Below are 20,748 nucleotides of genomic sequence, written 5' to 3' on the forward strand. Positions count from 1 at the left end.
GCGTCGAGTTCATCCAGCAACACACCGCAGCCATCGATCACGGATCTCCCGGATCACCTCGCCCGAGCTGCCCCGAGTTACGAGACGTCCCTTAGCAGGGGCTGTCCTCGACGGCGAGTTCGTCGTGTGGGAGGGCGAGCGGACCAACTTCTCCCAGCTGCAACGATGGGTCACCGCCGGCGCACAGCTACCGGCAATGATCGGGCGTCATCCCGCGCACTACGTCGTCTTCGACCTCCTGCGCGCTTCGCCCGGCCGGCCGCTGCTGGACTTGCTGGTCGCCGTTCAGGCGGTCGAGGCAGGCGCCGTCACGGTTCCGCTTGATCATCCGGACATCGTGCGCTGGGTAGACCAGACCCGAGAGCAGCCGGGACCGTGGGAGCAGTCTGCGCCGCGACAGATCGAGTGGTCGGGCGCGGGTAGCGCGATCCTGCGGCCGGACTGGACAGTCGAGGTGGCCTGGTTGCTCGACTCCCCGTCGTACGACGGGGAGCCGACCGATTGGCCGCGCTCGGGCAGCGGCTCCTGACGCCAGACGAATGGGAACACGCGTGCGGCGCGGGCGCGACGACCCTGTTCCGATGGGGCGACGACAACCCACCCAGCGACCCATGGTCAGCGAAAACCGGACCCCACCGCGTGCCCAACCTGTTCGGTCTGCACATCGGCCAAGACCCCTACCAGGAGAGCGCACCGCCGAGCGAGGCGTCGTCTGCGGCGGGGACGGCGGAAGCGCGGTCTGCGGCGGATCCGGCGACTTCCTGGCCTGGCTCACGATCGCCACCGCCTTTCGCGACGTCCACTACGCGGCAGAGGTCGCCGCAGACGACGACTATGGCACGATGCGGGTCCGCCCAGCGATTCCGCTGACCTAGCAAGCCTTTTCACGCGTCATCCCTACGCGTCCTCGGCGGTAATGGCGACTGCGCGTTGTGGGCAGCAGCGCAGCTCGCCCTGGAGACGTCAGGCCTTGATGGCGGAGTTGAACGGGTTCGCCGGTGCCGCCATCTGGATGAGACTGAGGACGCCAGCTCATCCGTGCGGCAGATCCAGGCACAGATACCCGCATCGGCAACAGGCAGTCGCCTGCCACGGCGTGATCCGGCCGACCGCCCACCGGCCACCGAAGCCGCCTCGGTCCTGGGCGCCGTCGCCTGCGCACCCCCAACCACACTCCTGGTCTCCGACCCCGCCGACGGCGTGGCCGGCACCGCCGGGCCCAGCCCACCCGTACCTGGCTGCCGTCCCTCGGCCCGGTCGCCGCCGGCCTCGCCGCCTCCCCGGTCGTTGCGGTACCCCTCGCGCGGTGGCGCCTGCTCCCCGCGCCGCCGCGAGCCGCCGTCACCGGGGCCGCCGCCGTGACGCTGCTGGCCTCCGTAGCTGCTGCTGTCGCCCTGTCCCCCGGGTCATCCAGCGACGGCAGCTCGGCCCAGGCCCACACGCCGGCCGCCGTCGTCGGAATCGGCCAACCCCCGCCAGAATGCAGCATTCAATACGCCCTCAACCGCGCGTCAACGGCCGATCCTCGACCATGGTCAGCATCACCAACACCGGTGCCATACCGGCCAACGACGCCCGGCTGGCCTTCAACCTCCACGCCAGCAGCGCCTCGTGCAGGGCTCGCCCGGCACGTGGCGACAGAGCGGCGGCACTGTTCAAGCACTGATTGGTGACCTGCCGCAGCACCCTCACCGTCGCCGGCCAGACCAGCCGGCCCGCGCCAGCTCCAAAGGCAAGGAGGATGAGAAAGAGAAAAAGGGCGAGCTCGAGAGAAAGGGCGAAGGCGATGTTCCTCATATAGCCCTCCCCCATGTTGTAGATCCTGCCGGACCGTGGGACTCCTACCGCCGGCCGCGTGTCGACAGGTGGGGCGCCATGTAACGAATCAGAGGCCCGTCCGGATCGTGGTAGGCGAGAATGATGTCCGGCACACCGACCGCCGTTGGGCGCGGCTCGCCTGCCTTGTGGTGGCTGACGTCGCCATTGCGTGGCGTGGGGACGGCGGCAGCTACGGTGATGTTCACGCGCTGCACCCCACGGTCCGTCTCCTCGGCCGATCCGGACGTAATCACGACATCGGTCGAATTGTTCTCTCGCCGATCCTGGGGCGGGTCGCTTGCGCCTACCGGGTTCGGGTTCGGTGGCAGGCATCGGCAGGCGCGGCCGCGGGCGTGCAGCGCTTGCGCCAGGTAATCAATGACGGCGAGGTGGGAGTTAGGGCAGGCCACGGTCACTCTTAGGCCTTTGCCGACCGACACTGCGATGATCGTGTCGGCAATAGTCGCTAGCGCTGCGCGCTCACGCGCGATGGCGGAAAGGTCAGGCACGGTGGTGCCCTTGACCCGGGTTGGACTTCACATCGGTAGAGGCGCGACCATGCCGGGTGCTCGTTACATCGGTAGGTCTCAGCCAGCAGGTTACGCCATCACGAATGGGCTCTGCGTCCCCGTAGCAGCCGCGCGGACTGTCCTGACCAGCTGGCCCTCCGCGCGAAGGCGGTACGAGCACGGCCAGTAGGCCTGGCAGTCTCGACACCGGCGAGGGTCGTCATCACACTGCCGGTGCCGGTCTGCCAACGCCTGCCACTGCTCCAGGTCCATGTCCATGTCCCTCGGATACCCACCACCGCCACCCCGTCACACTGTTTCCTGCTGCTGAAGATCCGGTATGGCGGTCGACGCACAATGGGCGACCTCGAGCATGCGAGCTCCCGGTAGCCAGCTCACGGTATGCAGCCGGAGTGGCGACACCCCGAATCGCGCCGTCGGGTTCAGCCAGGCAAGGCGGTAGCGGGTCAGGGTCCCGCCCCCGCCGTCCTCGCGGTCGCTGTCATGGCCGCCGTCTGCGCGAGCCTCGCCGTACGCGCTGCACGCCGTAAGCCCGGCGGCGCGTTCGGGAACCCAAGCTGGCCGCCCCGAGACCCGTCCCACCAGAGTGATACTCGACTTCTTCTCGTTGCGGCCGGCGGTAACTCCCGCGCCCCGCGCCGCATCCCGGCCGCAGGGCGCCTCCCTATCCGCTCACTGAACCAGAACAAGGAGAACATCGCCGATGACCAGCGCGGACATCCCACCCCGCGAGCCGGCCCTCGAAACAATCCTGCGCACCAGCTGGGAGACCTTCCACCCCGGCCAGCACGCGCCACTGGGCTGGCTCACCCACACCACCGCCCAGATCCTGTCCCACCTGCGGCAGACCCACACCTGCACCCCACCCGACAACGCCCGGCACCCGGATGCGCTGGACCTGTTCCACCGGCAGCTACGCGAAGCGCTCACCGACGACGTCCGTCACGAGCAGGTCAGCATCGACGCCGCGAACAGCCTCCTGGAGGTCCTCGACCTGCCGCTGCTGCCCCGCCGCTGGCAGGCCCGCCTCCACCTGCCCCTGCTCATCGACGTCACCGCCACCACCCGCGAGGACGCCTTCACCACCGCGGAGAACACCGTCGAAGCCGCACTGGCCGACCTGCCCGCAGCCATCGAGTGGGACGGGCAGGAAGGCTACGAATCCCTCGGCGGTGACCTCGACGCCGACGAACCACTCAGGCACGACGGCGATCACACCGCCCCTCGGCTGACAGTCCGAGACACCTGACCGGCGGGACGAGGGCACCTGCCCTGGATCACGGCGACGACTTGATCTATCCGGAAAGTCGAGCGTCACTCGTCACGGCCGCCACCCCGGCGTACCCGACAACGGTCCCCACACCGCTGGCCAGGGTGGCGGCCACCCCCAAGTCGCACCCACCCGCGGCTGAGAGGCGGTGAGCGCTCGATGCACTAGGGCAACTGGGTGATGTAACAGCACATGGACGATGGGCGCAGATGGAACGGATGCGTGGTGCGAGCGTCCACAGGCGACAGGGGCGGGACGCCCAACCCCTCCCCGACCCCCCGGAGGGTGGTTTCGCTCCTGTCGCTTCACCTCGCGCGCCTAGCGGGAGTGGTCGTCTTGTGAACCTACGTTGGCGCTTAGGGCGCAGGGACACTCACGCCGGGGGCCGGGCCCACAGGCTCCCCCCTGGTCCGACCTTCGCAACCGGTGGAGCCATCGCACCGGTCCTCGTACTCGCCCGCCAGATGGGGGCCGTCGGCACGTCCGGCGGACTACTTGCGCTGAGTCGCGCCAGGAGTCGTCATGTCCCAGTCGCCGCCGTGGCAACCGATGAGTGAACACTGCCACCGGTCCGGCTACGCCGCGATCCCACGCCACCAACTACACCCACCGTCCCCGGTGAGCCGCCCGCGCCCCGCGCTGCCCCATCGAGGATGGCCCCTCCCATGACGACCCCCGGCTTCGACTTGTACCCGGAAGACCTGCCCATACAACGCGGCACCGTCGACCTACGCAGCCTCACCGGCCCTGAGCTGGACGAGGTTGCTACCGGGGCGGCAGCGGGCAGAGGCGAACCCGCCATCGGCGAACAGGCCACGCCTGTCCTCGAACCGGTAGCCGGCAGCGCGGCCGAGACCCGCCACGACCGCAAGGGTGGGTGAGCCGGGAGTGCCGGATTTCCGCGTCAACCTCATCCTCCGGATCACCCCACCCGGCGACGCCTCACTCCCGACGTTCGTCAACCGCCTGCGGGACGAACTGGTGCAGCTACAGCAGCGGTCGGACCGCATTCTCGTCACGACCGTCAGCGGGGTCACCGAGACGCAGTACTGCGAGGTGACCTTGACCGTCAAGGCCGACGACATCACCACTGCCCCCATGGCTGCGGGCCGGGCAGTCGGCTTCGCCGCCGACCAGGTCGCCCGTGGGTGGCACATCGCCATCGGACGTATCGCCATCGAGTCGCCCCACCGTCGGCCCACCACCCTCGCCGACCTGCTCCCACCCTCACGATTCCCAAGCGGATCGTGCGAGTGACTGACTCGCAGCCGGTCCAGGTCGCTGTGGTCGAGGCACCAGATGGTGCACCGCCCACTCTCGTCGTGAGCCTGGCGGACATGACCTTCCTCCTGTCCGCTGGCCAGGCGCGCACCCTCGCCTTCCTGCTGCGTCTGCGACTTGAGCAGGCCAAGGCGCGCCTGGGTGTTCCACCGGTCGTTTCTGACCGGTCTCCGTTGGGACTACGCGTCGAAGGCGGAGGCCTACCGTGCTGACGAGTGCGACCGGTCGTACCACGAGTCGGGCACCCCGGCGACCTGGTGCACCGTCGACGAGTTCTACGGCGGCGACCGGGGCCTGCGCCGAAATCTGCAGGCCCGCGGCATGGGCTACGTCCTCGCGGTGGCCCGCAGCCACCGCACAACCACCAGCCCGGCCCTCGGCCCGCAACGCGCCAACCACGTCGCCGCCGTGCTCAGCAGCAGGGCGTGGAACCGCTACAGCGCCGGCGACAGAACCAAGGAGGCGCACGGAAGTACGACTGGGCATAGGTGGCGATCACGCCACCTGCCGACGAACAGGCCCAGGCATCACTGCCTGCTGATCCGCCGCCGCCTTCCGGCGGTGAATTGGCCTTCTACCGCTGCTGGTCACCCAGACCCGTGAGCCAGCCCGCCCTCGTGCCCGTGGCCGGCACCCGATGGTGATCGGGTTCCCCGCTCGTCGTACGTCGTCCTCCACCGCGCGGACTGCGTTCGGCTCCGTTCTGGCCGGGGTTCCAACTGGACGAGCACCTAGAGCAAGACCTGCGGTGAGACGCTCGAGGACATCGTGACATGGGCCCGATCGCGCGTCGGATCCGTCGACCTTCATCGCTGTTCCTTTGCGAGCCGCCAGATCCGAGTGGCGTTTAGGTGCGCGGAGCTAGCTCTCGCGCCGACGCCCTCGTCTGGCTCGCCGAATGTCGCGAGGTGTAGCCGCTGGATCGGTCCTCAGTCGGTCAGGATCAGCAGGACACCTCTGGGATTCGGGCGCCGAACGAGACCACGGCGCTCAAGCTCTTTGACCGCGGCGGTGCGGACACCCTTGACATCGTGGATGCTCAGGTCGAACTCCTCCATTAGCCACGGATAGAGGGGCTCGCGGCAGACGCGTCGTCCGTCCTCGACGGTGGCGTGTGCTTGAACGAACCGGTAGACGGCATCGGCGTACTCGGGGATCTTGACCATGGCGGCCTCCGGGGAATTACGTCCATGCTTGGGCCCGGTCGGCAGCCAATCGAACGACCGCAGTCGCAACGGGCGGACCTGCCTGTGATCAGACACGGGCGGTTGGGGTGTTGGTTAGCGCAGGCGTCGAGAAATGAGGTCGCGTGCGGTGTGTGTCGGAGAGCTGGATCGCGACGAAGGTGTTGAGGCGTTCGGGGTCGGGTTCGATACGGGGGGCTTCTTCCCGTTCCTCCCACGTGTCGTAGTCTGCCGGGTCGGCCGCCGGTACGACCCCGACGCCGTGAGCGCGTTCAGCTTCGGCGACATCAGCGACGTTGTCCCCCAGATTGTCGGCCTGGTCGGCGGGCACCTGCAGGAGCATAGGAGTGAGTGGCGGCGCGGCGGTACGCGAGCGCCTCGTACACGGCTTGGACGTTGATAGCGTTGGCCGCCTTGACCTCGAAGGTGGCAACTTCGAGGTACTTTCCGGGCACGTAGGCGAGGTGCGGACCTCGACGCTGACGATGTCAGGCCGTGACCAGATGCCACCGGTAGCTCGCCGCCCCTGCAGCGCGGTGATCTCCACAGCCAGAGGTTCACGACGGTGGTCTTTGGCCCAGTCGTGCGCGATCATCCGGCGCATCGGCTCGTAGAGGGCGAACTCGTTCTTGATAGCCGTCTCGGCAGTCGCGGCGGTGGTGAGAGCGTCGGCGCCGGCCTCGACGACGACCGCGACGGTCCGCTCCTCGACCACCGTCTCGGGCACGAGCCGCGGACCACGCCGCCGCGACCGCGACCCGCGTACGGCCAAGCCCATGTCGACCAGTGCGTCGCGGGCGCGAAAGTAGCGGTCGGAGTCCCAGCCGAGCCGCGCCGCAGGTTTGGGTTGCTTATCGTCGCGCCGTCCGCTGGCAACGCAGCGAACATCGCCTGACGATCACCGCGCGAGGTCGCGGGGTCAACAGCCATGACGCTGATGCTAGGCGTCAAGACCCTGACGGAACACCGAAGTCCACCGCGCGGCTCGCGTACGAGGGGACGACGGAGGTCCACCCGGCATGGCGGTGACGGAGCCATCGCATGTCGGAACGCACTATCGTGCCGAGTTCAGTGCGCGTCACCGCCGTAGCCTGTCTGCGGAGGCGGCGACGGTTGGTGGTGGTCAACCCTGAACTCGACAGGTCACAGCTATCCGGCCGAACAGTCCAAGGTCCGGCCGTTGCTGGTGCCGATGAGTAGACGTCCCGGTCCGGCTACGGTCAGCGCGGTCGGTAGGCGGGCACTCTGCAACAGTGAGTTGCCGGCGCCAGCGCGCGGTGTCGGGTTGGATCCGGGCTCCTATACTCGCCCGATGATCGATGGATGGTCGGTTGTCCCGGAGCGGGCGGCGGTGGATGCTGCCGGCCCGAACGTCGAGGTCGTGCAGGGTGATGGGGTCACCTTCGCGTACGGAGCCGACGCTCTGGTCCTGATCGTCGACGCCGGAGACCGGCCCCAGGGCAACGCTGTCGACAACGCGAACACACTGATGCTGCGGGAGCCTCTGCCCAGCGAGGCGACTGAGTGGATCAGTTCGAAGAACAAGTCCAATCAGCCGCTTCTGGGCTTTGTCAAGATGGCCGATGGCTGCCTGGCTCTCGGTGAGCTCTACCAAGCCACCAGCACCTACCGTGGGATGGACCCGTACACCGGCGAAGAGGGGTTTCTCACGTCCGCCAAGCTGACCTGGGGCGAGCGGCTTCCCCCCGAATTGCTGGACAAGGTGCGACCGACGCCGACGCCGACGCTGCCGGTACCCGGTATCGGCTGGCTGGACGATGTGCCGCAGGACCTGACCCGGGCACTGCGTTCCTTTCTGACCGCTTGGTACGCCGATGTGCCGGCGCTACCGGCCACACCCCAACACGCGGCCATGAAGCTACCGGCCCCATTGCTGGCCTTCCACGACAGCGCCGCCGGCCGCGAGGAAATCCTCGGCCGGCAGGACTTCATCGAGCCGCTCGACAGGATCGAGTACCTGGAAGACGAGCCGCTGGTGGTCTTCGCGGCCGAGAATCAGGGCGTCTGGGTGGCGTTGATCGACCCCACCGACGACGATCCGGTCGTGTGGTACGACGGCGGCCCGGAGCGGCTGCGCGAGCGGGAACGCCTCAGCGGCTTCCTGCTCCAGTTCGCCCTCAACGAAGCGGTGAGCACCTCACCGTTCACCGGCTTCGCCACGGTCACCACGGAGGCGCTGGACCGGTTCGTCGAGGATCTGGTTCCCGTTCCGCTGCAGCCGATGCATGTACCTGGCGATCCGACGCGCCATTGGGTGGCTCCCGGACTGGTCGCCATGGCCGCCGACTACGGCGAGAGTGGTATCTGGCTGAGCGTCGGCAGCCGGCAACGCTCAGTCCTGCGGCCCCTACGCTCTCGCCTCGACTGGGAACAGTTCAATGGCTAGTGCTCTGACCACAAACGTTGGCGGTGTTGGTGACACGCCGGCCTGAGTGAAGGGCTGGGCCGGCGTGAGGCCGTCAGGCTGTCGGGGTGGCAGAGCCGGTTCGGGTACGTCGATTAAGAGTTCCTAACAAAATGATCTCTGGGCGTTTCGTCCCTTGTAGAGGTTGATCTACGATGTCGGATCGTGAGGCGTGGTGAGCAGCCGCCGTGGATCGTGCCGGACGGGCTGTGGCAGCGCATCGAGCCGTTGCTGCCCAAACCTGAGCGCAATCCACGGCATCCGGGACGTAAGCGGATACCGGACCGGCAGGTGCTGTGCGGAATCTTGTTCGTGCTGCACACCGGCATCCAGTGGGAGTTCCTGCCGCAGCAGCTGGGTTCGGGTCCGGGATGACCTGCTGGCGGCGGCTGGAGGAGTGGAACCGGGCCGGGGTGTGGCAGCGGCTGCACGAGTTGCTGCTGGCTGAACTGCAGGCAGCCGGCAAGCTCGACTGGTCCCGCGCAGTGATCGACTCCTCGCACGTGCGGGCCGCCAGACGTGGCCCAAAAGCGGCCCGAGCCCGGTCGACCGCGCCCGCCCGGGCTCGAAGCACCACGTGCTGACCGAGGGCGCCGGCATCCCCCTGGCCGTGTCGCTGACCGGCGGCAACCGCCACGACGTCACTCAACTGCTCCCGCTGATCGACAAGATCCCGCCGGTACGCGGTCGGCGCGGCCGGCCACGCCAGCGCCCCGACGCGTTGTTCGCCGACCGCGCCTACGACCACGACAAGTACCGCAAGGCGGTACGCGGCAAGGGCATCCGCCCGCGCATCGCCCGCCGCGGTCAGCCCCACGGATCCGGACTCGGAGTCATCCGGTGGGTGGTCGAGCGGACGATCGCCTGGTACCACGGCATGCGACGACTACGCATCCGCTGGGAACGCCGCGACGACATCCACGAAGCCTTCCTCGGCCTTGCCACCTGCATCATCACGTACCGACATGTCGCACGACTTTGTTAGGACCTCTTAGCCCACCGGTCCTTCCCCGGCTTCTACTCCTCTGGGGGCGGCGACAATGCCTGGAGCTTTGCTTGGCAGGTCGAGCCGTCCGGCGAGGTCGGCCACAGCTGCGGCGTAGCGGTCGTTGGTGTGGTAGGGCCAGTGTCCTTCGATCGGAGGTGGGACCGTGTCCATCGGGTCCACCGATACACTGCGGGGGTCGCGTAGTCGGCAGTCGACCCCTCCTTGCGCACCCTCCGCCCTCGGCGGCTCGCCCGGCGAGTGTGGGGAGAAAATCCAGCCGCCGGTCGGATCGGTGTGACGCCACAGGTTCACCCATCGCCACCCCACCCGATCGCCCACCTCGCGGAGCACCTCATCGCCGAGGTAAGCCGGGAAGAGCCGCGCGTACAGCCGGCCCAGCGGGGACCCATAGGTGAGCAGCGCCACCCGGCGCAACGTCTCGGGTGGCAGTTGAAGGATGGTCGCCGCGGCCATCACCGAACCGTGGCTGTGCCCGGAGAGCAACACTCCGCCCTTCCCGGCCAGCGCCTGGATGCGCCTGGCCATTTCCGGCAGCGCGCGCTCGGCGTAGCACGGCGGTGCGAAGGGATGGGCAGTTCGCGGCCAGAAGCTGCCTAGGTCCCACAACACCGTGACGATCCCGCGGAGATCCGCAGATCGGTAGGCGAGCACGCCGATGATGAGAATGCCGAGCGCGATCAGCTCGACGAGGTACGTCCCCACGTCCGTCAGATAGAACATGGTCCGCGCCACGGTGCTGCCATTGCCGGTGAGCCGGGCGGCGAGCCGGATCGGCCCGAAGCCGGCCAGATCGAGGCCGGCGGCGACCAGGCTGAGCACTGTAAGCACCAGGTAGGCGCAGAGCAGCGGACTCAGGCGCTCGGCGAGGCGGGCGCGGACGATGATGTCGCGCACCTTTCGTATCTGTGGTTGCGTGTCGGGTGGGGTGTGTCGGAAATCCTGCTCGATGGTCTTCGCTGCCTCCTCGTGGCGCCGGGACCTTGTCAAGCGACTGCCGACGAACGCCCCGATAAGAACCGTCAGGACTGCGGCGATGGTGCCCAGCGCGGCCCATCGAAACGTCGCCGGTGGCTGCAGCGGAGCGTTGGATATCGCTCGCATCGTGGTCGGCACCGCGCCGCGGTCCAGCACATCTGCGGTCCGATAAACGAGCGCGGCGGAGAGCGCCGCTCCCAACCCGACGGCGGCCGAGGCCAACAGTGGGCTGCCAAGCCCGCAGAAGGCCTTAGGCGACTCGTCGGCGCGGTGCCGGCGGAGCACCACCACCGCGGCCAGCATGACCAGCAATACGGCCTGCATGCCGACAAAGCCATCGACCATCCGCGCGTGTCCAGGCAGTCTGCCCGGTTCTGCCGCGACGGAACCGAGCAGCGCGGCGTAGGCCAGGGTCAGCACCGTAAGAGCGCCCGCAGCCCAGCCGAGCACGCGAACCGCGGTCGCGGCCCCCGCATGCGCGGTTCCCGTGTCGGTCAGGCCGGGTACGCACAGCAGCACTAGGGCCGCCACCAACAGCGTGACGGCCGCGACGAGCAGACCAATACCCACCCCGCGGGGAGCACGCAGCACGAAGACGAGAAGCAGGCTGGCGTCCAGCGTGCCGAACGCGATCGCGACGTGGATCAGCCGGAGCCGAGCCACGAGTGCCGCGGTGTGCCAGAAGTCGGACGCGTCGAGGCGGTCACCGCCGGATCCCGCCGTCGCGGAAAAGCCCTCGTACCGCCTTCCGGCGCGTGCGCTGAACCCCGACACAACCCAAATCGCGATGATCGGCACCATGGCGAGCAGCGCGAGTCGCGGCCCCACGGGCAGCGAACCGAGCCAGGACAAGGGGGCTCGGCCAGCGGTGCAGGCTGCATAGGACGCGCATTGCCATGCCACGAGGTCAAGTGACACGCTGGCGAGCGTCAACACGAACATTCCAGTCAAAGTAGCACCGAGCAGGCGGCATAGTGCCTTCACGAATGCGCCGGAGCCTGGGCCAGAGGGGCGAGACCAAATCGCCAGGTTGCTGAGCATGAACGGCAACAGGAGCAGCTGCATCAGACCGCGCGCAACGTTACTTGCGGTCAAGTTGCTCCAGTGATAGGCCTCCAGGATCGCTCCACCGGGACCGGTCGCTTCGCCGAAACCCGGACGGGGGCGGTAGAAGCCGGCGTCCCGGTCGCCGGCCACCCGCACCACCAGGGGCCGGTCGAGCAAGGTCCCCGCCCGCATGCCCGACACGCCATGCACCCGCAACTCGATCACGTCAGCTGCCATGCGCCGCCGCTTCCCCCAAGAGTCAGGCCCGGACCTGCCCTGCCATACCCCCTAGGGCCACAGCCACGCGGGGCCGCGAGAGCCCCTTCCGATAAACCGGCTTACCACAGGTACCACTGAGCCGCCGACACACTGTCAAGCCCCGGATTTGATGGAGAGTTGGTTAGCTGGTTTTCAGGGGTGCGGTGACCGGGTGGGTCATCGCGGGTAGCGCCTCGTGCTCAGCCGGCGGGCTGTTGACCCCGCCGCGCAAGCGGGCGACGAAGAAGGCCCGCTGAACGGCTTCCGAAGGCCGGCGCCGGTGCAGGTTTCCCAGGCGTAGGTCGGACCGCGACGTTGTCGCGGCGGTTACCGGCCCAGTGGGTTCTGCTTAAGCGTGAAGTGCTGGTTGGTGCGGATGGCGGCGCCAGTCGCCACACCGCCCTCGCCCGCCGGTTTGCCCAACAGCGCTAGTCGAACGCTTGTACGATGAAGTGGTGCGGGAAATGGCGGGGCGCTGCTTGACGCCCAAGCCCATGGGATGTCTGTCACTCCCGCTGAAACGACATCTGGGCACCCACCCACGAGGGGTGAATGCCCAGATGATTGCTGGTGCGCCGCCAGGGACTCGAACCCCGAACCCGCGGATTAAGAGGCACAGTCGGATCTAAGGTCGTCGGACTGCGACCTCGGCTGACTCTGCGGCCTCGGTAAGGCCCTGGCTGGCCCCGGCGGCTGCCGTTGCTGTCGGCGCTGCCGTCAACCGGAGGATGCTTCTCACCGGGTTATGAGGAGCCAAGGGATCTCCGTCGTCGCAGATATCCCGGCATCGCTCATCACTCAGTTCGAGGTCCATAACCAGGGCTCCAAGGTTCCCCTCGGATTGCATCCACCCCACCATCTGCCATACGTCGCATCAAAGTAAAGGCCTGCTGTCGAGAAACCCCAAGTTGATGGACCACACTGCCTCCCGGATTCGTATCCTCCAAGACAACCAATCGCCGGTCACCCGCAAACGCTCCAATTGCCCATCCGGAGGACTCGTCCGTTATCCATACGTCACCGTGCTCGACGTCATCATTACCGTCGTCCAATTCAGCAAGTAGCTGGCCGATCGCCTCATCGGAAACCTCGTCGAGCGCTTCCGATGCTCCATATCGGTACTGGACTGAAAACCTCATGCCATAGCCAATCTTCGTCAGTTCGAGGGAGCCCCATTCGGTATCGCCCACTCAGCGTACCCTCCGCCATAGTGCGGCAAGGGATGCAGGATCTTCCAGAAGGGTGATGCCGCAGAGTGATGCTCAGACCAGGGCACTAGCTGCATGACTCCCTCACGCCCACGTCCTTGAGCTTTGGTCGCATGCTGCCAAACCCAGCCATGCGGCGCCTTTGCAGGGTTGGCTTCGAGCTGCTGACGGAGAGTTTCTCCGCGTCGGCCCGGACCGACGACTTCAGCAAGGAATTTCTCAAGGTTGGGATCCGCATCCATTTCCTTGAGCAATGCATGCGCCGAACGACGGAAGTGGGTCGGTCGCGATTTGCCCCAGTCAGCGCTATCAAGCTGGAACTCAAAAACACTTGTGTAGCAGCCGGGGTTGACGTTGTGGACCAGAACCGGTTCGGTGCCGGCGATCACATAGTACGTGTGGGTTTCGGTGACGGTGAGGTCGTGCATGGTGGTGCCGCCGAGGTAGCTGCGAACGGCGGTGACGGTGGCGGTGTCGCCGTCGTCGGTGCGCAGGTGGTGTCCGGGGATGAGGTCGGCGGCGTCGACCCACTGTTGGAGGGTCTGGTCCCAGAACGGGTGGTTCTGGGTGGTGTGCAGGGTGGTGCTAGTGGTGTCTGTGGTGCCGTCTTCACCGGTGGTGTCGGTGATGCGGATGGTGAGGTCGGTCAGTTCGGTGTCGTGGTTGCGGTGTAACTGCTCGACCGGCTGGGCCTGGGTTTCACCCGTTTCCGGGTCGGTGGCGATGACCTGGTCGCCGTTCTCCACCTCCTCGATGGGTTTGGTCGACCCGTCGGCCATCAGGACGAGGGTGGCGGGGGCGAAGCTGTGCTTCTTGCATCCACCCGTCAGTTTCCGGGCGGATTTTCCGGCGACCTTGCCGGCGAGGCCGAGTGCGCCGCCGAGGGCTCCTTCCAGGACGACCTGGCGCCAGTCGACGTGACCGGTGGCCAGGGACTGGTTGGCGACGCTTTCGGTGATGCCGGCGGCCGCGCCGGAAATGACCACCTGTCGGGTGGCATTCGCGGCGAGACCGGCGACCCTGGTCAGCAGGGCGGTGGCCCCACCGCCGACGGCGCCGCCCACGGCGCCGGCGACACCGCCGATGAGGGCGCCTTGGAAGCGTTTGCCGTCCTCGGCGAAGGCGGCGCCGAGTCCGGCGCCGATGGCGGCACCGGTCATGATGGCGCAGCCGATACCTGCGGTGATCCCGCAGACGACGACCGCCGCTACTACGGTGACGGCGAAGAAGCCGATGGCCTTCCAGTCGTCGTTGCTCAGACCACCGGGTGACAGACCGGTGGGGTCGCTGAGCGTGATGGGGTTGTGGTAGGCGTAGGCGTAGGGGTTGAGACTGTTCGGGTTGCCCAGGTCGACCAGGGGGTCGGGGGCGGTGAAGGTCCCGGTGTCGGGGTCGTACTCCCGTGCTCCGACATCCAGCAGTTTCGTGGAGCTGTTTGCTGGTGCGTTGAGGAAGCCGCGGTCGGTGGGCCAGCCGGTGGCTCCGGCCCGGTCGGCGCCGTAGGGGGTGTACCAGCGCCGTTGCACCGCCCCGGTGACCGGGTCGACGCTGAGGCTGGCGCTGTTCTGGTGGTCGGCGGCCAGCCAGGTCACGGTGGAGCTGCTGCCGGTACGCACCGCCACGGCTGCGCCGTTGTGGGTGTAGTAGCGGGTGCCGGTGACATTGTTGCCGGCCAGCCGCAGCTCTTCTCCACCCAGGTAGAGGGCCGTTCCGGCCGGGTCGGCGCGGATCAGCAGACCGCCATCGGCGTCGTAGACGTGTTTGGTCTGCCCCGAACCGCTGACGGTGGCGGTGCTGAACCGGCCCTCGACATCGCTGGTGTAGGTGGTGGTGACCCCGGCGACGGTACGGGTCCTCAGGTTCCCGTTCGCCTCGTACCCGAAGCTGTCCGTCCGGGTCGTGCTGCCGGTGACGGCGATCGAGGACATGCCGTGCACCTGCGGCGAACCGACCGACGGATAGTTGTAGGTACGACTGGTTGTCGCGGTACCCGTCCGGTGGGTGTCCGAGGTGCGACGCCCCGCGCTGTCGAAGGCGTAGCTGTCCCAGTACGGCTGCTTACCGGTCGCCCCGACGTCGGTCGGGTCGGCGGCACAGTCGTCGATGGCGGTGAACGCCTCCTTCAGTCGGTGCAGCCCGTCGTAGCGGAAGCACTGGGACTGCCCGTCGGTCAGGTCCTTGACCGAGGAGATGTCACCGGCCGCCTGGTAGGAGTAGAGGTCCTCCTGCACCGTCTTACGGGTGTCGGGTACCGCCGGGTCGGGCAGTGTCGCCACGATCTTCGACAGGCGACCCGTGGCCGGCTCCCATTCGTAGCTGCGGATCAGTTGACCCGGGCCCGCATCACCGTAGGTGCGGGAGGAGAGCTGTCCGATTTGGGTGTAGCCGGTGAGGGTGACGTAGTTGTTGAGGCCGGTCAATGTTTTGGCGTACCCGTTGACGTCGTACTCGGTCTTGACGTCCTCTATCGACAGCCCACCCTTGGGGCTGTAGCTGAGTGTGGTCAGATGGTCCGCGGCGTCGTAGGTGTAGCTCGTCGCGTAGGTGCCGGCGAGCTTTCCCTCCTCCTGCGGAATGATCCACCGGGTACCCGTGGGGCGGTACCGGTCGTCGTACCCGGTCGGTTCCACCACGTAGTTGGTGGTGCCGACGTGCCGGACCGTCGAGGAGAGCTTGCCGACGGCACCGTTGATCCCGTCATAGACGTACGTCGCCAGCTTCACGCTGTCGGCGACCTCACCGGACCAACGGCCCGTCAACCGACCCAACTCGTCGTACCGGTAGGAGATCTTCTTGCCCCGGGCATCCGTGGTCGAGAGCAGATCACCGATGGCGTTGTAGGTAGAGCTGCTGCTGCCGGTGTCCGGATCCTGCACACTCGTGCGGTTGCCGGCGAGGTCGTAGCCGTACCGGGTGACGTTCCCGGCGGCATCGGTGACCGTGGTCAACTCCCCGGCGGTGTTATACCCGTAGGTCGTGGTCTCGGCGGTGCCCGCGGTCGGGTACACCAGGACCCTGGTGGTCCGACCGGCGGCGTCGACATAGCTGGTGGACTGGCCGCCCGATGGTGGGATCAGGGTGTGCCGGTTCCCGTCGTAGGTGTGGCGGGTACGCCACTTCTCCGCCGCTTTGGCCTGGAGCACCTCCGCGGTGACCCGGCCCAGGTTGTCGTAGCTGTACGTGGTCCGGGATGCCAGGTTCACCGGATCGGCCGTGGCCAGCCCCGAACCAGCGGGGTTCAGGTCGTAGTACGGCGCGGTCTGCGCCGCCACCTGCCCCCGGGTGTCGTAGCTGGTCTCGGTGATGATCCGCCCGCTGTTCCCCGGCGCCGTGGCCTGGGTGTTGCGCACCCGCATCCGGCCGTCGAGAAACTGATACGACGTCAGGTAGACCGCCGGAACCGTGCCGGCCGCCTTGCTCTGCAGCGTCTGCACCGTCAATTTGCTCGGTGCGTCCGCCCGGATGTCGTAGGCGTACTTCATCGACGGCGGATCGCCGCCGCTCTTCTTCTCACTCGGCAACCACACCTGGGTACGGCGCCCCAACGCGTCGTACTCGGTGATCGTCGCCTTCACGTTGGTGTCCAGCACCTGCGTCGGCTGGGCCCGCCCCGTCTCGAAGGTCACCGTCGACGAGTGACCCAGCGGGTTGCTGACCTTGACTTCCTTGACCGGCAGGTTGTCCGACGGGGTGTAGGAGGTGCTGGTGGTATGTCCACGCGCGTCCTTGTTGGTCAACGGCCGACCACGCTGGTCGAACGTCGCCTCGGTGACCGCGAGGGTGCCCGCAGTGTCGGTCATCGCCTCGGTCTTGGTCCGCCACCCCTTGGTGGGCGCGGTACCCAGGGTCGTGCTCAGGTCGTAGTAGGTCTGGCTCTTGGCCAGAACCGTCGTGCTGCCGCAGGTGCCCCCGTACTCGGTGGTCCGGTACGGGTAGGCGACCAGATATGCGGCGGTGTTGTACGAGTACTCGTTACGGACGCAGGTGTCGTCGGTACTTACCGAGGTGTCGCCCAGATCCGTGGTGTCGAGCGGCAGCCCGTAGGTGCTGTCGTAGGTGGCACGCGACTCGGTCCACCGCCACGTGCTGTCAGCGGCGATCCAGGTCCGGTCCTTGGTGGTCGTCTCCCGTACCCGGTAGGCGTAGAGGTCCTGCCCGTCGGTGACCGGTCTGGCCCGCTTACCGGTCTCGACGGCGGTCGGCACATGGATCGTCGAGGCGGCGATCTGCGTACCGTCCAGGTCCTGGCTCTCCCGCAGGGAGCCGTTCAACCCGTCGGCATCATTGAAGCGGTTGGTCCACTTCTGAACGATGCTCCCGTTGCAGTCCCAGAGCACCAACTGGTTGTAGGCCTGGCCGGCCTGGTTGCTGCCGGAGTCGAGACACTTACCGGAGTACGGGTTCTTCAGGCTGCCATCGGCCTGGGGCTCCCACTTCTGCCCCCATCCGTTGTAGCAGTCATACAGGTGGATCACACTACCGCTGGTGGTGCTGGGTCCCCTGATGTCCAGGCATCGGCCGGACGCCGGATTCTTCAGGCTGCCGTCGGACTGCAGTCGCCACACCTGATTGGGCTGGCCGGTGCAGGTCCGGGACTGGATCACGGTCAAGTTGGCGGTACCCGAGCTGGCCAGGTCGATACAGCGGTTCGGTTGAGGATTCCGCAGGGTCTCGTCCGCCTGCGGCTGCCACACCTGGTTCCAGGCATTCGTGCAGGTGTACAACTGCACCTTGGTCGCGTTGGCCGTGCCGTAGGCGGAGAGGTCGAGACACTTCCCCGACTGCGGATTCATCAGGCTGCCGTTCGGCATCGGCTGCCAGATCTGGTTCGTCGTGGCTCTGCACTCGTAGATGGTGATTTCGCTGCCGTTGGTGGTGCCGTACCCCTTGACGTCCAGACACTTACCGGACTGGGGGTTCTTGATGGTGCGGTCGGGTTGGCGCTGCCACACCTGGCTCCAGGTGTCGTAGCAGTCATAGAGGTGAACGAGGGTGCCGTTCGTCGTGTACCGGCCGACGATGTCCAGGCACTTGCCGCCCTGGCCGGCGATGGCGCCGTCGAGACCGGGGGTTCCCACCGGGGCGAGCAGGCCGGCGTTGCGGCCGTACCAGGAAATGGACTGGCCGGTGGGGCCATCCACCTTGCTGTCGCCGTCCATACCGCGGAAGTAGACGTTGCGGTTGACCGTCTCGACGGTCTGGGACGCTTCCTTCGTGGCGGTGACGGTGCTGTAGCCGCGCCACTGCGACCAGCTACGGTACTGCAACTCGACTGTTTCGTTCATGTCGTGCGCCCACAGGGCGCTGTCCGACGACGCGTCGTTCGAGTACTTGTAGAAAGTGAACTCGTCGGGCGAACCTCCGGTCAGGTCGCGCTCCTGCACGCTCCCGACCAGGTACTTGTAGAACCAGGCAAATCCCGAGCCGCCGTCGGAGTAGTGCCGCTGCGGGAAGCAGAGATAGGGGTTGTTGTCCACGATCGGTGTCCAGGTACGTTGGCACCGGACCCCACCCTCGGGGGTGTCGGCGTAGTTGACCAGGGTCTCCGAACCGGTACTGGTCTTCACCGACCTCAACCGGTAGTGCATGTACGGAGGGACACCGATGTCGGCGCCCCAGTCGACCCGGTTGCCCCACATCTCGCCGCCGAACTGCATCTTCGGCTCCGTGATGGTGGTGCCGTCGGTGCCACGGCCGGTGTGCTCGATCGTGTTCAGCCAGAGGTGCGGGGAGGTGTCGTCACCGGTCGGAGCCATGTTGTCACCGGTCGAGGGGAAGGTGTGCTCCAGCTTCCACTCGTCCACCGTGCGGTACTGCGGCGGGTTGCCCGGGTCCAGCACCCTGGTCCGGACCGCGTACAGCCGCTTCTTGGTCAGGAAGGTGGGACTGAGGTTCGAGCAGCCTGCCGTAGCGATGGCGCAGTAGAGGTCCCAGGGGGTGTCCGGGTACTTCTCCCTGATCGGCACCCCGAAGCTGTCCAGGCACGGCTCTTCGAGGCAGCGTTCCTTGGTCTCGAACTCGACCCGGAACGGGGCGCTCTGGGAGTGCTCGCTGCCAGCCCGGTCGCCGTAGTCGATGAACTTGAGCTGGGAAGCGAGGTCGTACTGGTGGTCGACGCCGCCGCTCACCCCGTAGGTGCCCGACTCCTTCACGTAGACGTACGTCATGGAGTTGCCGGACGGGTCGAGCACGTAGTCGAGGTTCCACCGGTACGCCTGGCTGCACAGGTTCGGGTAGCAAGGCTCACCGGAGTTGTTGCCGCGTACCGGCATCGTCTGCACCGAGCCGGTGTTCTCGTTGTCGTTGCTGTACCGCTTGTTGACCCCGAAGAAGTACTGGATACCGTCCTGGGTGGTGACCCGCCAGTACTCGTTCTCGTTGTCGCCGTTGCTGATGTAGGTCCGGTCGACGAGCTTCTCGATCCGCAGCCCGTCGTCGCTGGCCGACCGGTACAACTGGGTTCCGGTACCGGTGCCCGCCCCGACATATACGAGAGGCGATGCCGTGCCCCCGAAGACAATCGTGCCGTTGTGGGGCGAGAACTGGCAGAAGTCATCCTTGTACGTCGCCGAACCGTCCTGCTCACAAGGGCGGTACGAGCGTTCGATGTAGCCGACCTGCAGGTCCCAGCCCTCACCGACCCACGAGGTCTGCCCGTTCTGCGCGGTGGTCCGCCCGTCGACCCGACCACTGTCGTAGGTGAACGCCAGGCTCGGCTGCGGACCGACCCCCGCCGGCGGAACCGCCAACGGATAGCTGTAGGTGAAGCTGCCACTCTGGTTCCCCGCCGACCACGAGTACGCCTGCGACAACCCCGTCTCCCGGAAGGTGCCACCGGCGGACGTCGTGGTCGAGGAGAGCGCCACCAGCGAGGTGGCCTCCGCGCTGGTCAAGGCCACGTCCGCGGAGAGGGTGGTACCGGAGCGAACCGCCCCAAGATCCCGCCGTTCCCGGCACGTCGGATCGCTGGGAGTGGTCAGCGCGCAGGCGGGCATCGCGACCAGGCGCAGCCGGCCAGCAAAGTCACCACCGTAGGCGTTGGCGAAGTCCCGGTAATCCACCCGCAGACGGAACCGCCCCGGCGCGTCCACCCCGTCAGCACGGGACAACGCCAGCAGCGCACCGGCGACCCCAACCGCCTTCGTCGCCTTCTGATCCAGAACCCGTACCCGCACCGACGCCGGGGCCCGCTCACGCTGACGGATCGCCCGCTGCTCCTCCTGCGCCGTCGCCGGGCCCACCGGACTCAACGCCACCGGCAGGTCGCCGACCCTGGCAGCCCGACCGGAGACCACCACCGTGGCGGTCGCCGCCGACGGCAACTTCGTGTGCTTCAGTCTGGTGATGCCGGGGGCATCGGTCTGGGTCTTCGTCGCCGCCCGCGGCTTCACCTTGCGGGTCGGCACCGGCTCCTGCGACTGCTCTGCCGGTTTGGGCTTCGGCGCGGCTGACGCCGGTACGTGAGTCAGCAAGCTGGCCGTCAGCGCCAACACCAGCCCGACCGCCAAGGCGCGCCAGCATCGGCTCCCCGCCACGCTCATCAACCACGTCGACCGCCAGCCCACACGCAGCCGCCGCCGAACCCCCGTGCGCTCCGCCACGAGCCCTCCCAAGAACGACGATGCAAGTTGCGGGCACGCTACGACAGACCATCGACCCCTTGCAATAGGGAAGATCGTCGATTACGGAACGGCGTTGGGGCTGGTAGGCGTCATGATCACGCTGACCTGCAAATTGCATCGT

General features: G+C 67.2%; 11 protein-coding genes and 2 pseudogenes. 7 read left to right on the top strand and 6 right to left on the bottom strand.

Annotation, left to right across the window (positions count from 1 at the left end):
- Positions 1–529: pseudogene (locus ACIBR0_RS28165) on the top strand (hypothetical protein); the annotation flags it as partial.
- A 971-nt stretch (positions 530–1,500) separates the two neighbouring features.
- Here the strand turns inward: ACIBR0_RS28165 and ACIBR0_RS28170 are convergent.
- Together ACIBR0_RS28170 and ACIBR0_RS28175 are read right to left on the bottom strand one after the other, a co-directional pair.
- The gene (locus tag ACIBR0_RS28170; RefSeq protein ID WP_396720633.1) at positions 1,501–1,797 is read right to left on the bottom strand and encodes a hypothetical protein; all 297 of its coding nucleotides are present in this window, start codon (positions 1,795–1,797) and stop codon (positions 1,501–1,503) included.
- 44 nt (positions 1,798–1,841) lie between these two features.
- Positions 1,842–2,327, bottom strand: coding sequence for a hypothetical protein (locus ACIBR0_RS28175; RefSeq protein WP_396720635.1), 486 nt, complete (start codon positions 2,325–2,327; stop codon positions 1,842–1,844).
- Between the two features lie 724 nt (positions 2,328–3,051).
- Between ACIBR0_RS28175 and ACIBR0_RS28180 the strand changes: the two genes are divergently transcribed.
- The 4 genes from ACIBR0_RS28180 to ACIBR0_RS28195 all read left to right on the top strand — a co-directional run bounded on the left by ACIBR0_RS28180 (position 3,052) and on the right by ACIBR0_RS28195 (position 5,502).
- A complete protein-coding gene (locus tag ACIBR0_RS28180; RefSeq protein ID WP_396720637.1) occupies positions 3,052–3,597 on the top strand; it encodes a hypothetical protein in 546 nt (181 codons plus the stop codon).
- Between the two features lie 686 nt (positions 3,598–4,283).
- Positions 4,284–4,499 carry a hypothetical protein gene (locus ACIBR0_RS28185; protein WP_396720639.1) on the top strand — a complete coding sequence of 72 codons (216 nt, stop codon included), beginning with the start codon at positions 4,284–4,286 and terminating at the stop codon, positions 4,497–4,499.
- A gap of 7 nt (positions 4,500–4,506) precedes the next feature.
- A complete protein-coding gene (locus tag ACIBR0_RS28190; protein ID WP_396720641.1) occupies positions 4,507–4,875 on the top strand; it encodes a hypothetical protein in 369 nt (122 codons plus the stop codon).
- Between the two features lie 165 nt (positions 4,876–5,040).
- Positions 5,041–5,502 carry a hypothetical protein gene (locus ACIBR0_RS28195; protein WP_396720644.1) on the top strand — a complete coding sequence of 154 codons (462 nt, stop codon included), beginning with the start codon at positions 5,041–5,043 and terminating at the stop codon, positions 5,500–5,502.
- 326 nt (positions 5,503–5,828) lie between these two features.
- Here ACIBR0_RS28195 and ACIBR0_RS28200 read toward each other — a convergent pair whose 3' ends face one another.
- Together ACIBR0_RS28200 and ACIBR0_RS28205 are read right to left on the bottom strand one after the other, a co-directional pair.
- On the bottom strand, positions 5,829–6,065 hold the full coding sequence (locus ACIBR0_RS28200) for a hypothetical protein (protein ID WP_396720647.1): 237 nt from the start codon (positions 6,063–6,065) through the stop codon (positions 5,829–5,831).
- An 88-nt stretch (positions 6,066–6,153) separates the two neighbouring features.
- On the bottom strand, positions 6,154–6,810 hold the full coding sequence (locus tag ACIBR0_RS28205) for a hypothetical protein (RefSeq protein WP_396720650.1): 657 nt from the start codon (positions 6,808–6,810) through the stop codon (positions 6,154–6,156).
- Positions 6,811–7,395: 585 nt separating this feature from the next.
- Between ACIBR0_RS28205 and ACIBR0_RS28210 the strand changes: the two genes are divergently transcribed.
- Both ACIBR0_RS28210 and ACIBR0_RS28215 read left to right on the top strand, forming a co-directional pair.
- Positions 7,396–8,490 (top strand): hypothetical protein, encoded by a 1,095-nt coding sequence (locus tag ACIBR0_RS28210; RefSeq protein ID WP_396720653.1) that lies wholly within the window; start codon positions 7,396–7,398, stop codon positions 8,488–8,490.
- Between the two features lie 210 nt (positions 8,491–8,700).
- Positions 8,701–9,493: pseudogene (locus tag ACIBR0_RS28215) on the top strand (IS5 family transposase).
- A 6-nt stretch (positions 9,494–9,499) separates the two neighbouring features.
- Here the strand turns inward: ACIBR0_RS28215 and ACIBR0_RS28220 are convergent.
- Both ACIBR0_RS28220 and ACIBR0_RS28225 read right to left on the bottom strand, forming a co-directional pair.
- Positions 9,500–11,776, bottom strand: a complete 2,277-nt coding sequence (locus ACIBR0_RS28220) for a hypothetical protein (RefSeq protein WP_396720656.1) — start codon at positions 11,774–11,776, stop codon at positions 9,500–9,502.
- 1,177 nt (positions 11,777–12,953) lie between these two features.
- Positions 12,954–20,411: a ricin-type beta-trefoil lectin domain protein gene (locus ACIBR0_RS28225; RefSeq protein ID WP_396720658.1), complete on the bottom strand. Its 7,458-nt coding sequence runs from the start codon at positions 20,409–20,411 to the stop codon at positions 12,954–12,956.
- Positions 20,412–20,748: the final 337 nt, after the last annotated feature.

Origin of the sequence: Micromonospora sp. NPDC049497, from assembly GCF_044465805.1 — a bacterium.
Taxonomy (GTDB): Bacteria; Actinomycetota; Actinomycetes; order Mycobacteriales; family Micromonosporaceae; genus Micromonospora.